This is a genomic window from Amycolatopsis sp. NPDC004772 (assembly GCF_053601215.1).
Window position 1 is genome coordinate 18,775 of record NZ_JBSGBK010000002.1, and the last position, 12,912, is coordinate 31,686.

Sequence of the window (12,912 nt, forward strand, 5' to 3'; positions counted from 1 at the left end):
CCCACCGCCTTGTGATCAAGCCATCCAGCAGTCTAGCGTTCACACAGAGTAGCTACTTCGGCGGAGGAACACGGCTTCGGAGGCTGCATGTCCTTGATGGGCGAGCTAAGTGGAGCAGCCAAGGCCACAGAGTCCGGGCTGAAGTTACTCGGCTCCTTGGGACGGTGGTTCTCGGGGAGACGCGAAGCGTCACAACTCGCACGCACGGGAAAATCTTTGCTTGGCTTCGCCGATTCCGGAATATATAGCTATCGCGTTTCGATGCATCACCCGCTGTACCGGCGAGGAGATCCTCACCCGGATGACGCTCTCGCGTTCGCGGCAATTGCAAACTGCGATTATTCCGAGGCTCGGAAGTCGAACACCCTGGAACTCGTTGACGACGTCACCGCATCCCTGTCGGACGGGCTCGTACTCATCGGAAGTCCCGAATCCGAAGCGGTAACCAGCCTCGCATTCGGCTACCAAAGAATGCCTGCCGGAGGCATGCACTACATAGGACGAACGATTGATCTTCCCTTTCGCTGGGAGGAAGACCCGGCCCTGGTTCGCGCAAGCTGCGAGCGGATAGTGCCCGGCAGAGGCAGAACAGCTCGCCCCAATTGGCCGATCGTCGACCAGAGTGGGGTTCGATCGACGATGCGCTACCCCACGGTCGCCAACAACGGCCTCATATTCTCGGACTACTTGCTGATAACCAAGGTTCCGAACTTCTTGACGGAACAAGCCTTCCAAAGCAACCGATCAATTGTCAGCATCGCCGGCACGCACGGCACCGGAACGCGCGCCATTGACCGACTACTCAGCGACAAAGGAGCATTGGCGGCGATAGCGCGACAACTAGGACCACGCCCGCAAGCGTTTCAGGTCCTCGTCGAAGCAGGAAAAATCGAGCACAGTTCTCGTCGAGGGTCGATTGCCAAGGCTGTCACCGTACTCGACGTGAAGTTGCTGGACAGACCAGACTCGGTCTGGCTCGAAGCGATGCGATCGGTGCGCGAAGACTACGCGAAGTGGCTTCAAGAATCCAGCAAAGAATAGGTTCGCTGGTCGACACCGCACCGGTTACGCGGGTCGTAGGCCGAGTCCGGAGCGCGGTAGACCCCTCAGCCGCTTTCGGGTGGGCAGCTCGCCGGTTCTGCCGGGCCAACTCCACCGTCGTCACGATCCGGCGCCGCCGGGACTCCAGCCGCTTGGCCTTCGCGACCCACTCCAGGACGAGCCGCCGCGACGAAGGCGGGAACCCGTCGAAGTACCGCGAAGCCGCCACGTCCCCGGCCAACGCACTCCGCAGCTCCAAAGGCACCACCCCCGTCCTGCGCCTCGGCCAGCACGTCCCAGCTCCCGATCTGCCGGGCGAGATCCACCATCGCCTGCCAGCCGATGCCATCGACTCGGCCGTGGTCATCCGTCGAACCCACTCGACACCGCGTCTCGCGGGTCGCCGCCAGCCAGGATCCCCACTCCCCGACCGAGGAGACCTGCACCACGTTGTCCATGACGCCACCTGAGGGTTCACCTTCCGAGCACTCGGCGACGGGAACAATCGGCGGCCTCCCGGCGTAACGTCCTGGTATGGAGACCCCGTTGAGCACCGACCGGCTCGTGATCCGGGACTGGACGCCTGCCGACGCCGAAGCCGCGTTCGCCATCTACGGCGCGGAAGACGTCACGCACTGGCTGACCCCGGCCATGGACCGCGTCGGCGACATCGGCGCGATGCGCGCGGTGCTGCACGCCTGGCAGGAAGCGCAGCCGAACCTGCCGCCGCCGCGGGGGCGGTGGGCCATCGAGCGCAAAGAGGACGGTGCGGTGATCGGCGGCCTCGGCATCCGGCTGCTGCCGCCGTTCGAAGAGGACCTCGAGCTGAGCTGGCAGCTGACGCCCGGCGTGTGGGGCAAGGGTTACGCGTCCGAGGCGGCGACCGCCCTCATCGAATGGGCTTTCACGCAGGACACCGAGGAACTGTTCGCCGTCGCGCGGCCGAACAACACGCGGGCGATCGCCGTCGCCAAGCGGCTCGGCATGAACTGGGTCGGCGAGACCGACAAGTACTACAACCTGCGGCTGCAGGTGTACCGGATCCGGCACACCGACCTCATCGGCTGACCGGCTCCAGCAGGAACACGCGGATGTCCCGGTGTGCGGCCCGCACGGCGTACCGGTCGTACGCGGGCCAGTACGCCGCCACCGCGTCCCACATCTCCTGGCGCTCGTCCCCGGTCAGGAGCCGCCCGGTGACGTCGATCGTGCGCCCGTTCAGCGCGACCGTCGCCGCCGGGTGGGCCAGGAGGTTCGCCGACCACGCCGGGTGCGCCTCGCCGCCCCAGTTCGAGCCGATGACGACGTACCCCGTCTCCCGCGCGACGTACAGCAGCGGCACCTGGCGGGGTTCGCCGCTGCGCCGGCCGATCGTCGTGAGCAGCAACGTCCGGAGCCCGACCGCCGCGCCGACGCCGACCCGGCCGCCGCTGATCCGCAGCAGCACCCGGTCGGCCGGCACGAGCGCCCGCCCGAGCACCGCGAACGCCCTGCTCTTGCCGAACCCGGCGAAGACACCCCGCAAACCAGCCACGGCGCGATCCTAGGTCTGGCAGAGTCCCGGGCATGACGCGCCCCGAAACCGCCGCCGAAGTCTTCGACGCGCTCGGCACCGACTACGAGCACGCCTTCCGCACCGCGACCGGGCACCGCGCCGCCCTCACCGACCTGCTCGACGCCTTGCCGCCGGAAGCGGAGGTGCTCGACCTCGGTTCCGGCACCGGGCGCCCCACCGCGGAATCCCTGGTCGCCGGCGGCCACGACGTCACCGGTTACGACGTCGCCCCGAAGATGGTCGAGATCGCGCGCAGCCAGGTGCCCGCCGCCCGGTTCGAGCTCGGCGACATGCGCGAACTGTCCTTCGCGGACGCCACCTGGGACGCGATCACCGCCTTCTTCTCGATGCTCCAGCTCCCCCGGGCCGACCAGGAGACCATGTTCGGCCGGCTGGCGGCCTGGCTGAAGCCCGGTGGCCTGCTCGTCTTCGCCACCGTGCCGGCCGACGTCGACGGCGTCGACATCGTCTTCATGGGGCACCCGGTCCGGGCGTACAGTTTCGCCGCCGGCCCGCTGAAGGAGCGGCTGCAGGCCGCGGGCCTGGAGATCGTCCGCGCGGACGAGGCCGAGTTCGTGCCCGACCACCCCGGCGCCGGCCCGGAGCCGCACGTCTACCTGACCGCGCGCAAGCCGGCCTGAGCCGTCAAGAGCTCACGACGTCGATCACCCGGTGGACATGAATTTTGCTCAAGTTCGTGCGTGTCCCGGGCGGCGGACCCGAGCTAAAGTGAGGAATGGGCATCGAAGCTCCGGCCAGGCCGGTCTCTCGCGAACACCGCGAACTGGTCCGCGAGATGCTGACCCGGCTGCCGGAGTTCGCCGACCGCCTCGCCCGGCTGCTCAGTGAGCAGGACGAGTTCTACCGGCAGGTGGCCGACGCCGCCCCGGACGAGCTGCGGCAGGTCTGTGAGGCCAACCTCGAACGCGCGCTGACGGCGCTGGCCGAAGGCCGCGGCCTCTCCCTCGACGCCGCCCGCAAGACCGGCCTCGCCCAGGCGCGCCAGGGCATCCCGCTACCGGCCGTGCTGCGCGCGTTCCGGATCGGCGGCACCTTCGTCTACGAAGGACTCCTCGAGCTCGCGGGCCCGGAATTCCTCAACCCGGCGCGGACGATCGAGATCAACTCCTACGTCTGGAAGGCGATCGACTACTACTCGGAGGCGCTGACCACCGCGTACGAGGAGGTCGCGGCCGAGCCGTCGCACGCCAACGCGCGGCTGCTGGACGACCTGTTGCGCGGCCGGCTCGCCGGGCAGGCCGAGATGGAGGCCGCGGCCCGCGAGCTGGGCCTGCCGACCGCGGGCATGTTCGTCGCCGTGGTCACCGAACGCGTCGAGCCGGACGAGCACGACTCCGTCGAGGCGCTGCTGCGGGCGCGGCGCTGGCGGTCGGCGTGGCGGCCCGGCGGCGAGGCAGGCCTGGTCGCCATCGACCGGATCGAGGACGTCCGGCGGCTGCGCGACGTGCTGGGTTCGCTCCCGGTCGCGGCCGGGATGAGCCGGCCGTTCACCGGCTTCCCCGACGTCCCGGACGCCCTGCACCGAGCCCGGATCGCCCGCCGCTCGCTGCCGGCGGCGACCGCGGGCGTGGTGGTGTTCGGCGATTCGCCGGTGACGACGCTGGTCGCGGCCGCGCCGGGGATGGCCCGCGACGTCGTCCGCTCGGCGCTGGCCGGCGTGCTCGCCCTGCCGGGCGCGGAGCGCAAGGTCCTGCTCGACACGCTGCTGGCCTGGTTCGCCGGCCACGGCTCGGCGAAGGACGCCGCGGACCGGCTGTTCGTGCACCCCAACACGGTCCGCTACCGCCTGCGCCGCGTGCAGGAGCTGACCAAGCGCGACCTCACCGACCCGGTGGACGTCGGCGAGCTGTACGTCGCCCTCGAGTCGGTCCGCCTGGATCCCGAGCCGGATTGATCGCTTTTCGATCACTACCGATTGACTTTCGATAGGAACCCGGCGATAGTCGGCGCATGGTTACCGAGAAGTGGGCTGTCGCCGCGCTCAGAGTGTTCCTCGTGGTGCTGTTCGGCGTCCTCGTCGTGTTCCAGACGCTGTCGCTGCCGGGCGGGATCGCCTACCACACGCAGCAGAACCCGCACGACGCGCCGCTGCGCTGGCCGTTGACCGCCATCGCGGTGTTCCTGGTGCTGTGCGTCGAGGTGGTGGTCGTCGCGACGTGGAAGCTGCTGACCCTGGTCAAGAAGGACCGGATCTTCACCACGGCATCGCTGAAGTGGGTGGACGCGATCGTGTGGTCCGTCGCCGCGGCGTGGCTGGTGTTCGTCGGCATGCTGCTCTTCGTCGGCTTCAACGCGGACGACCCGGGGATGCCGATGCTGCTGTTCCTGGTGACCGTGGCGATCACGGTGATCGGCCTGCTGATGGTGGTCATGCGCGCCCTGCTGCGCCAGGCGACCACGCTCCGGTCCGACCTGGAAGCGGTCATCTGATGCCGATCGTCGTGCGCATCGACGTCGAACTGGCCAAGCGCAAGATGAGCGTCGGGGAGTTCGCCGAGAAGGTCGGCCTCACGCCGGCCAACATCGCGGTGCTGAAGAACGGCCGCGCGAAAGCGGTCCGCTTCAGCACGCTGGAAGCGATGTGCCGGGTGCTCGGCTGCCAGCCGGGAGACCTGCTGGAGTGGGTCGAAGAAGACCTCTAGCCCAGGTCGGCGGGCCGGACGCGCAGCTTGGCGGCGATCCGGGCGAGCGCCTGCTGGTCGGCCGCGGTGAGCGGGTCGAGGACGTCCAGGACGCTGCGCACGTGCGTCGGCGCGGCGGCCTCGACCACCTCGAACCCGGCGTCGGTGAGGGCGACCAGGGTGTACCGGCCGTCGCCGGGATCGGGCGAGCGCGCGACCCAGCCGCGCTGCTCGAACCGCTTGACCACATTGGACAGCCGGGACAGGGAACCGTTGGCCAGGTAGGCGAGTTCACTCATCCGCAGGCGGCGCTCCGGCGCCTCCGAGATGTGGCTGAGGGTGAGGTACTCGAAGAGCGTCAGGCCGGCTTCGTGCTGCAGCGGCGCTTCAAGGCGGCCCGGGAGCAGCAGGATGAGCGAGACCAGCCCGGTCCAGGCGTCCTTTTCGGCCGGGCTGAGCCAGCGCGTGCCTCCGTGATCCGTGCCCATGGGTGGCACCCTATCCGCCGCGGGATGACTTCACGCTTGAAGTTGTGCTAGCTTGACTTCAAGCGTGAAGTCAATCGGAGGAGACGTTCGTGTTTTTCGTGACCCCGGGCTACGGCCCGCGCCACCTGGCCGCCCTGCACTACAGCCAGGCGGTCCGCATCGGCAACCGCGTCGAGATCTCGGGCCAGGGCGGCTGGGACGACGACACGGTGTTCCCGGAGGACCTCGAAGAGGAGATCGTCCGGGCGTTCGACAACGTGGAGCGCACCCTGGCCACGGCGGGCGCCACCTGGGCGGACGTCGTCTCGGTGGATTCGTTCCACCTCCCCACGGCGGACGACACCATCGGCGACGACCACACGCGGGTGATGGTGGCGCAGTTCCGCAAGCGCATGGGCGACCGGGCCCCGATCTGGACCCAGCTCGGCGTGGCGGCGCTCGGCGCGCCGGGCATGCGGGTCGAGATCCGGGCGACGGCGATCCTCGGCGAGGACTGACCGGCTAAGCCGCGTCGGCTTCGACCAAGCGGGCCAGCTCCAGCAGCGCGCCCTCGAAGCCCGGGCCCGCCGTCAGAGCCACTTTCAGCGGGCCGCCTCGGCGGTCGCGCCCCACCGGGAGCGTCACCGCCGGCTCCGTCCACTGGGGACGGTCCACTCCGGCCGAAACCACCACGTCCGGGCGAGCCGGGCGCGACCGCCGCCCGCCCGCGTCGAGGTCCAGTACCACGTTCCCGTGCAACGAAAGCAAGGCCGCGACGTCCGCCACCGCGTCCCGCAGCTCCCGGTCGGCGATCGAGTCCGAATGCGCTCCGATCGCCGGCCGGGACGCGGCTGCGCCCCGGTCCAGCCGGGGGACGATCGCCGCGAGGTCGCCCGAGGCGCACGTCAGCACCCGGATTCCGGGCACGCCCGCCAAGGGGTCGGTGAGGGTAATTCCCGCGCTCGCGGCCGCCGCCACGATCCGGGCCCGCCAGCGCGCGGTCGCCGCGATGGCGACCATCGAGGGGTCCTGGGGCAAAAGGGATTTTCTCCTTCTCGGTCCGGCGCGGCGGCTGGGGATCGTCCGATGGTGAGCCCGGGCCCGTTGTGCCCGGGAACAAACATGTTTGGTCGCTTGGTCCGAACGGCCGTGCGCATGCGACCTTCCGGTCGCACCGGACGTCTGTGACCGCCGGTCACACTTTGACGCGCGACGTGGCGCGGGCCACTATCCGTGCACCTGATTACCGCCGGGTAATTTGTGTCCACCCAGGAGGACCGTTGCGACGAGCTGTGGGCCTGATCTTGCTGGCGCTGGGGGTCTTCGCGGTCGCCGGGGCGGTGCTGTTGCCGACCTACGTCTACCCGAAGCTCGCCAAGGTGCCGCTCGACCAGGATTCGACGTCGGTGCTGGAAGGCACCGCGAGCAAGGTCCTCGCCGTGACCGACAAGGGCACCGGCCCGGTCACCGAGATCCGCGAAAACGCGAAGCTGACCGCCACCGCCCGTGTCCAGGCGAACTTCGCCCGGCCGGAGATGCACGCCGACACCGACTACGCGGTCTGGCTGCTCGCGGTGCAGGTCAAGGACGACTCCGACGGCACCGTGATCACCGCGAGCAAGCGCCAGGTCTGCTTCGACCGGCGCACCGCCGAGGGCTACGACCCGCGCGGCGCGGCCGACCCGAGCTGCACGAAGGAAAGCAGCTACGTCACCGAGCTCAAGGACAAGGCCGACAAGGACGGCCAGAAGCCGCCCGAGCAGAACATCTACAAGGCCCAGCCCGGCCTGAACTTCAAGTTCCCCTTCGGCACCGAGCAGAAGGACTACCCGGTCTACGACGACAACACGGGCAAGGCCGTCACCGCCCGGTTCACCGGCGTCGAGGAGGTGAACGGGATCGAGACCTACAAGTTCGTGCAGGACATCCCGGACACCAAGCTCGAGACGAAGTCGGTGCCCGGCTCGCTCGTCGGGGCCACCGAGCCGAGCGTCGACGCGGACCTGTACTACCGCGGCGTCAACACGATGTGGGTGGAACCGGTCACCGGCGTCGAGGTGAAGCAGCAGCAACAGCAGCACCAGGAACTGCGCCGCGCCACCGGCGGCACGCCGACCGTCGTGTTCGACGGGACGCTCGCCTACAACGGCAAGACGATCGCGCAGATGGTCGACCAGATCGACGCGAACAAGGGCAAGCTGGAGTTCCTGTCGAGCACCGGCCCGCTCTGGCTCGGCATCGGCGGCGGGGTGCTGATCCTCGTCGCGGTCTACCTGCTGGTCCGCCGCCGCCCGGCCCCGCCGCCGGCGCCGAGGCAGCGGCGCCAGGCGGTCTACGCCCGCACCTGAATCAGCGCTTCCGCAGCACCAGGACCAGATTCCAGGACGCGATTTCGCGGAGGCCGGGAATCCGCACGATCCACATCGCCCAGCCCGGGTGGTACCGCGGATACCCGGCCACCAGATCGGCGAGCGGCGTCGCCTTCGCCCAGCGGAGCGCGGCGCCGACCGAAACCGGGAAGAGGCTTTCGCCGAATTTGTTCTTCGGCTGCTTCCCGAGTTTCCGGGCATAACGCTGCCGGGCGTAATGACCGCCGAGGAAATGCCACGGCGCTGTCTCGTGACCGCCCCACGGCGAATACCACGGCGTGAACGACGCGAAGACCGTGCCGCCGGGCTTGGTCACCCGGCACATCTCGTCGAGCATGACCCACGGCTCGGAGACGTGCTCCAGCACGTTCGACGAGTAGCAGATGTCCACGGATCCGGTGCGCACCGGCAGTTCCGTGCCGCTGGCGCGGATCATGTTCTCCCCCGGCTCGCCGCGGGCGGACAGCTCGCCGACGTCCGGGTCGAGGCCCAGGTAGACCGCGCCGGCCGCGCGGAAGGCGTCGGAGAAATACCCCGGCCCGCCGCCGACGTCAAGCACCGTGCGCCCCGGCAGCGGAGCGTGCGAGGCCAATTGCCGGACGGAGTCGGCAGCGAGCGCGGAATAGAAGCCGTCCGGGTCGGTCTGCTCGGTGAGGAATGTCCGGAACAGGGTCACGGACCGGCGGAGCGTGGCGCGATGCGGTTGCCCCGTCGCGACGAGAACCGGATTACCTACCATTGAACCGTCGCTTTCCGGAATACGTTCATCTAGGGTGTACGCACCAGTAACCTAGCACCGTCGCTACAGTTTGGAAAAACCCGATGCAACGTCCTCGTGTGCTCCTCCTCAACTGGCGCGACACCGGCCACCCCGAGGGCGGCGGCTCCGAGCGGTACGTCGAGCGGATGGCCGAAGGCCTGGCCAGAGCGGGGTACCGGGTCGAGATCCAGTGCGCCGCCTACCCGGGAGCGACCGCGGGCGAGTGGCGCGACGGCGTCCGCTACCGGCGGCGCGGCAACAAGTTCGGCGTCTACCTGCACGCCCTGCGCGCGATCCGCCGCGCCCGCGCCGACCTCGTGGTGGACGTGCAGAACGGGATGCCGTTCTTCGCCCGGCTGGTCGCCGGCTGCCCGGTGCTGGTGCTGGTCCACCACGTCCACAAGGAACAGTGGATCAGCGCGCTCGGCGAGACCCTGGGCCGGGTCGGCTGGTGGATCGAGTCGCGGCTGGCGCCGTGGCTGTTCCGCAAGTGCTCCTACGTCACGGTTTCCGAGGTCACCAAGGCGGAACTGGCGGAGCTGGGCATCGGCCGCGAGCGCGTCACGGTGGTCCCGAACGGCCTCGATGCACCCCCGCCGTGCGCGTCCGGACGGGACCGTGAACCGACCCTGGTCGCGGTGAGCAGGCTGGTGCCGCACAAGCGGATCGAGCACGCCATCGACGTCGTCGCGCGGCTCGCGCGACGCTGGCCGTCGCTGCGGCTGGAGGTCGTCGGGCAGGGGCCGTGGGACGAGGTCCTGCGCGACCACGCGGCTTCGCGCGGGGTCGCCGACCGGGTCGTCCTGCACGGCTGGGTCGACGAGCAGGCCAAGCACGAGATCCTCGCGCGCTCGTGGCTGCACCTGTGCCCGTCGGTCAAGGAGGGCTGGGGCATCGTCATCATGGAGGCCGCGGCGCACGGCGTCCCCTCGGTCGCCTACCGCGCCGCCGGCGGCGTCACCGAGTCCATCGTGGAGGGCCGGACCGGCCTGCTGGCCGACGACTTCGACGACTTCACCGCGCAGGTCGACGGCCTGCTCGCCGACGGTCTCCGCCGCGCGGAGATGGGCCTGGCGGGCGCCGAACGGGCCGGGAAGTACAGCTGGGACGCCAGTGTCGGCCAGTTCGAGTCACTGGTGCGGGACGTCTCCGGGCAGCCGGTCCCCCGGCCCCGGACCCTGGTCCCGTACCGCGTCCCGGAACTCGCGGAGGAGCCGGGCGGCCGCGGCCGCGTCGAAGTCCTTGCGGCGGGCCCGCACGGTGACCGTGGTCCGGCCGCCGGTGGTCGCCGCGCCGAACGCCACGCCTGACCGGCCGCTCGCCGCCGGGTAGAACGCCAGCGTCCGCACGGTGTCCCCGGTGGACACCACACCGAGGTTCGACACCAGGAACGTGGACCCGAGCCGGCTCGCCAGCAACCGGGTGCCCAGCCGGGCCAGGCGGCTGCTGCGGGCCGGGAAGTCCGGTTCCGGCGGCTGGGCCCGCAGGACCGCGGCGACGTCCGCGCCGCGCGCCAGCCGCAGCCGGAAGAACGCGCTGTCGTGCACCGGTTCCGGCGCCGCGCCGGACCTCCGTGACGCGCCCAGCGCGGCCACGACCCGGGCCGTGCGGGCGCCGTGCGCGCGGTTCCAGCGTTCGGTGGCGCGGGCGGCGGCCGCGACGAACCCCGCAGCCCCCAAGCGCAGGCGGGGCTCGTGGCAGGCCACGAAGACGTCTCCCACGCCCTCGCTCCCGCGGTCGGGCGTGATCCGGCCCGGTGGCGCGAAAAGCGCCTCAGCGAGCCGCTGGAGGGCCGAAAGGGCAAAGGGTTTGCCGCCGGTCCGTTCGCCGATCCCGCGCGCCCCCGAGGAAACCGGGACGTCGAGGAGGATGCCGAGCAGGGACAGCAGGCCGAGGCCGTCGAGGGCGCCGTGGTGCGCGGCGATGAGGAGCGTCTGCTCGCCGACGGCGACGCGCACCAGCGGCGCGTCCCGTGCGTAGGGCGCCGAAGCGAAGCGATCCCGGACTTCCGCCAGGTCGCCGATCCGTTCGATTCCGGGCAGCACACCGAGATGCGGGTACTGCTGGATGGCGGCCGCCAGCCGCGCCCGGAGCTTCTCCGGTTCCGGTGCGGCCGCGCCGAGTTCCGCTTCGAGGAGGATGCTCCAGGAAACGGTGGGGTCGCCGTAGAGCCCGACGACGCGGTGGGCGTGGTCGGAGGCGAGCGTCAGTGGTCCCCGTAGAGCTTGAGCGGGTGGTCGGCCGGGTTGTACTTCACCTGCGCGTTGAGCTTCTCCTGCACCGGAGCGGCGGTGTCCGGGTTGGCCGAGGTGATGAGGGCGAAGCCCCCCGCTGTCGCCGCTCCGCCGCCGATGATGACGGCGACGATCGCGCCGATGACCGTGCCCACGTGTCACTCCTTCCGCGGCGGGAGAATCCTGCCGCGGCCCAATGTACGCATCGGTAACATGCGGCACAACACTGCGACGCACAGCAACGTGAGCGCTACTCCGTTCGCCAGCAAGGCGGGCGCCCACGAGATCGCTTTCACGGCGGGCTCACCCGGGGTCCGGTACAGCGTCAGCCACTCACCCGACCACACCGGCGTCGCGCCGGTGAGCAACCGCGGGTCGACGTAGCCGGGTGTCCCGTGTTCGACGAGGATCCAGCCGATGCCGGCGTCGGTGAGCTCCCGCGCGGACGCCGCCGCGTTGACGTCCCCGATCCGCGGGTCCTCACCGGCGATCCGCTCGGCACCGACCAGCAGGGTGTCGTCCATCAGCACGGGTTTCGGCAGCACGCGCGGCGCCGGGTCGAGCTGGGTGCGGCCGGCGTTCCACGCGAACCCGCGGAACGCCGAGAGCGGCAGCACGAGCACGTCGCCGGGCCGGTCACCGAGCTTTTCGGACACTGCCTGCCAGTCGGCCGGATAGTGCGCGGTGGCCAGCCGTCCCCAGCCGCCCCAGGCGAGGTCCGGCATGGTCAGCAGCGGGAAGACGACCGCCGCCGTCACCAAGCCGACGCGTCCCCGCGCGGTGTTCAGCTTCGCCGCGGCGGCTTCGACGGCCAGCGCGAAGCCCAAGGCGAGCGGCAAGGCCCACCAAGCCACCCATTTCTGGGCGTCCCGCAGCAGTCCGGCGCCGGGCAGGTACCGCGTCGCGGCGGTGAGCAGCGTCTCGCCACCCGGCAACGTCGCCAGCGAAGCCAGGAGCACGCCGAGGACGCCGAGAGCCGTCAGGGAGCGGACCGGGGCCTTCCCCCAGCGGCGCGCGAGTGGCCACAGCCCGGCGACCGCCACGGCGACGACGACGAGCGTCAGCAGGGGAACCAGCGGCACGGACCGGCTTTCCGGGACCGTCTGGGCGTTCCAGATGCCGCCGAGGCCCAGCACGCTCAGCAGGGCGGGGCCCCAGCTTTCGGCGCGGGCGCTGAACGCCGACACGCCGGCCGGGTCGGAGAATGTGCCGCCGGCGTTGCGGAACGTCGGGACCAGCCAGGGCAGGTTGAGCGCGATGGCGAGCGGAACCGTCTGCCACAGCCGCCGCGAACCGGCGGCCACGACCATGACGGCCGCCGCGAGGACGCCGCCCGGCGGGGTCAGCACGGCCGGGGCGCCGGCGATCACCAGCCGCGGCAGGCCACCGGGTTCGTGCGCGCGCACGGCGAGCCCGGCGCCGACGAGCCACGGCAGGGCCGCGTAGGTCAGGAGCAGCGGCCAGTGCCCGATGAACAGCCGCTCGGCGACGTACGGCGTCCAGGCGTAGGCCGTCGCGGCGACGAGCCGGGTGCCCAGGTGTTCGGTGGGGACGAGCCGTCCCGCGCCGAGGGCGGCGAAGAAGATGGCCAGGAGCAGGACGAGCTTCTGGACGATGTCGCCGGGCAGCACGGTGGTGGCGAGCGCGACGGCGGCGTCGGCGGGAACCGACCGCGGCAGCGTGCTGCCGACCCCGAAGGCGTCCGGCACGAAGTACTGCCGGGGCGCGAACACCATGTCGTAGCTCAGGACGAACCCACGTCCGAGCAGGGGCCCGCAGACGGCGAACGCCAGCGCGGCCGCCAGCACGGGAAGGGCCAGCCGCCTGCCCGGTGCGTCCACGGC

General features: G+C 70.7%; 16 protein-coding genes. 9 read left to right on the forward strand and 7 right to left on the reverse strand.

Annotation, left to right across the window (positions count from 1 at the left end; genetic code table 11):
- The first annotated feature begins 87 nt into the window (after positions 1-87).
- Entirely contained in the window at positions 88-1,041 is a 954-nt protein-coding gene (locus ACWEF6_RS01365; protein WP_449681050.1) for a hypothetical protein, read from the forward strand.
- Here the strand turns inward: ACWEF6_RS01365 and ACWEF6_RS01370 are convergent.
- Entirely contained in the window at positions 929-1,408 is a 480-nt protein-coding gene (locus ACWEF6_RS01370; RefSeq protein WP_449681051.1) for a YdeI/OmpD-associated family protein, read from the reverse strand. The two genes, ACWEF6_RS01365 and ACWEF6_RS01370, sit on opposite strands and share 113 nt — an antisense overlap.
- Before the next feature lie 167 nt (positions 1,409-1,575).
- Here ACWEF6_RS01370 and ACWEF6_RS01375 point away from each other — a divergent pair, with 167 nt between their 5' ends.
- A complete protein-coding gene (locus ACWEF6_RS01375) occupies positions 1,576-2,109 on the forward strand; it encodes a GNAT family N-acetyltransferase (RefSeq protein ID WP_310967351.1) in 534 nt (177 codons plus the stop codon).
- Here ACWEF6_RS01375 and ACWEF6_RS01380 read toward each other — a convergent pair.
- Positions 2,099-2,566 carry a nitroreductase family deazaflavin-dependent oxidoreductase gene (locus ACWEF6_RS01380; protein WP_449681252.1) on the reverse strand — a complete coding sequence of 156 codons (468 nt, stop codon included), beginning with the start codon at positions 2,564-2,566 and terminating at the stop codon, positions 2,099-2,101. The genes ACWEF6_RS01375 and ACWEF6_RS01380 overlap by 11 nt on opposite strands.
- Before the next feature lie 41 nt (positions 2,567-2,607).
- Here ACWEF6_RS01380 and ACWEF6_RS01385 point away from each other — a divergent pair, with 41 nt between their 5' ends.
- The 4 genes from ACWEF6_RS01385 to ACWEF6_RS01400 all read left to right on the forward strand — a co-directional run bounded on the left by ACWEF6_RS01385 (position 2,608) and on the right by ACWEF6_RS01400 (position 5,259).
- Positions 2,608-3,237: a class I SAM-dependent DNA methyltransferase gene (locus tag ACWEF6_RS01385; protein ID WP_449681052.1), complete on the forward strand. Its 630-nt coding sequence runs from the start codon at positions 2,608-2,610 to the stop codon at positions 3,235-3,237.
- A gap of 95 nt (positions 3,238-3,332) precedes the next feature.
- Positions 3,333-4,511: a PucR family transcriptional regulator gene (locus tag ACWEF6_RS01390; protein WP_449681053.1), complete on the forward strand. Its 1,179-nt coding sequence runs from the start codon at positions 3,333-3,335 to the stop codon at positions 4,509-4,511.
- Between the two features lie 56 nt (positions 4,512-4,567).
- Complete coding sequence (locus ACWEF6_RS01395) at positions 4,568-5,047, forward strand: DUF2975 domain-containing protein (protein WP_449681054.1); 480 nt, start codon at positions 4,568-4,570, stop codon at positions 5,045-5,047.
- Entirely contained in the window at positions 5,047-5,259 is a 213-nt protein-coding gene (locus ACWEF6_RS01400) for a helix-turn-helix domain-containing protein (RefSeq protein WP_310967346.1), read from the forward strand. Before ACWEF6_RS01395 ends, ACWEF6_RS01400 begins: the two co-directional genes overlap by 1 nt.
- Here the strand turns inward: ACWEF6_RS01400 and ACWEF6_RS01405 are convergent.
- Complete coding sequence (locus ACWEF6_RS01405) at positions 5,256-5,726, reverse strand: MarR family winged helix-turn-helix transcriptional regulator (protein ID WP_449681055.1); 471 nt, start codon at positions 5,724-5,726, stop codon at positions 5,256-5,258. The two genes, ACWEF6_RS01400 and ACWEF6_RS01405, sit on opposite strands and share 4 nt — an antisense overlap.
- 89 nt (positions 5,727-5,815) lie before the next feature.
- Between ACWEF6_RS01405 and ACWEF6_RS01410 the strand changes: the two genes are divergently transcribed.
- On the forward strand, positions 5,816-6,223 hold the full coding sequence (locus ACWEF6_RS01410; RefSeq protein ID WP_449681056.1) for a RidA family protein: 408 nt from the start codon (positions 5,816-5,818) through the stop codon (positions 6,221-6,223).
- Positions 6,224-6,227: 4 nt separating this feature from the next.
- Here ACWEF6_RS01410 and ACWEF6_RS01415 read toward each other — a convergent pair whose 3' ends face one another.
- The gene (locus tag ACWEF6_RS01415) at positions 6,228-6,725 is read right to left on the reverse strand and encodes a hypothetical protein (protein WP_449681057.1); all 498 of its coding nucleotides are present in this window, start codon (positions 6,723-6,725) and stop codon (positions 6,228-6,230) included.
- 260 nt (positions 6,726-6,985) lie between these two features.
- Between ACWEF6_RS01415 and ACWEF6_RS01420 the strand changes: the two genes are divergently transcribed.
- Positions 6,986-8,053, forward strand: coding sequence for a DUF3068 domain-containing protein (locus tag ACWEF6_RS01420; protein ID WP_449681058.1), 1,068 nt, complete (start codon positions 6,986-6,988; stop codon positions 8,051-8,053).
- Position 8,054: 1 nt separating this feature from the next.
- On the opposite strand, the gene ACWEF6_RS01425 is transcribed toward ACWEF6_RS01420, so the two are convergent.
- A complete protein-coding gene (locus tag ACWEF6_RS01425; protein ID WP_449681059.1) occupies positions 8,055-8,750 on the reverse strand; it encodes a class I SAM-dependent methyltransferase in 696 nt (231 codons plus the stop codon).
- 161 nt (positions 8,751-8,911) lie between these two features.
- Here ACWEF6_RS01425 and ACWEF6_RS01430 point away from each other — a divergent pair, with 161 nt between their 5' ends.
- A complete protein-coding gene (locus ACWEF6_RS01430; protein WP_449681253.1) occupies positions 8,912-10,144 on the forward strand; it encodes a glycosyltransferase family 4 protein in 1,233 nt (410 codons plus the stop codon).
- Positions 10,145-11,040: 896 nt separating this feature from the next.
- Here ACWEF6_RS01430 and ACWEF6_RS01435 read toward each other — a convergent pair.
- Both ACWEF6_RS01435 and ACWEF6_RS01440 read right to left on the reverse strand, forming a co-directional pair.
- Entirely contained in the window at positions 11,041-11,223 is a 183-nt protein-coding gene (locus ACWEF6_RS01435) for a hypothetical protein (RefSeq protein ID WP_310967336.1), read from the reverse strand.
- A gap of 3 nt (positions 11,224-11,226) precedes the next feature.
- The gene (locus tag ACWEF6_RS01440; protein WP_449681060.1) at positions 11,227-12,909 is read right to left on the reverse strand and encodes a hypothetical protein; all 1,683 of its coding nucleotides are present in this window, start codon (positions 12,907-12,909) and stop codon (positions 11,227-11,229) included.
- Positions 12,910-12,912 lie beyond the last annotated feature (3 nt).

Coding starts and splice junctions, on each gene's coding strand:
- ACWEF6_RS01365 (WP_449681050.1), top strand. CDS start 88: ATGTCCTTGATGGGCGAGCTAAGTGGAGCAGCCAAGGCCACAGAGTCC.
- ACWEF6_RS01370 (WP_449681051.1), bottom strand. CDS start 1,408: ATGACCACGGCCGAGTCGATGGCATCGGCTGGCAGGCGATGGTGGATC.
- ACWEF6_RS01375 (WP_310967351.1), top strand. CDS start 1,576: ATGGAGACCCCGTTGAGCACCGACCGGCTCGTGATCCGGGACTGGACG.
- ACWEF6_RS01385 (WP_449681052.1), top strand. CDS start 2,608: ATGACGCGCCCCGAAACCGCCGCCGAAGTCTTCGACGCGCTCGGCACC.
- ACWEF6_RS01390 (WP_449681053.1), top strand. CDS start 3,333: ATGGGCATCGAAGCTCCGGCCAGGCCGGTCTCTCGCGAACACCGCGAA.
- ACWEF6_RS01395 (WP_449681054.1), top strand. CDS start 4,568: ATGGTTACCGAGAAGTGGGCTGTCGCCGCGCTCAGAGTGTTCCTCGTG.
- ACWEF6_RS01400 (WP_310967346.1), top strand. CDS start 5,047: ATGCCGATCGTCGTGCGCATCGACGTCGAACTGGCCAAGCGCAAGATG.
- ACWEF6_RS01405 (WP_449681055.1), bottom strand. CDS start 5,726: ATGGGCACGGATCACGGAGGCACGCGCTGGCTCAGCCCGGCCGAAAAG.
- ACWEF6_RS01415 (WP_449681057.1), bottom strand. CDS start 6,725: ATGGTCGCCATCGCGGCGACCGCGCGCTGGCGGGCCCGGATCGTGGCG.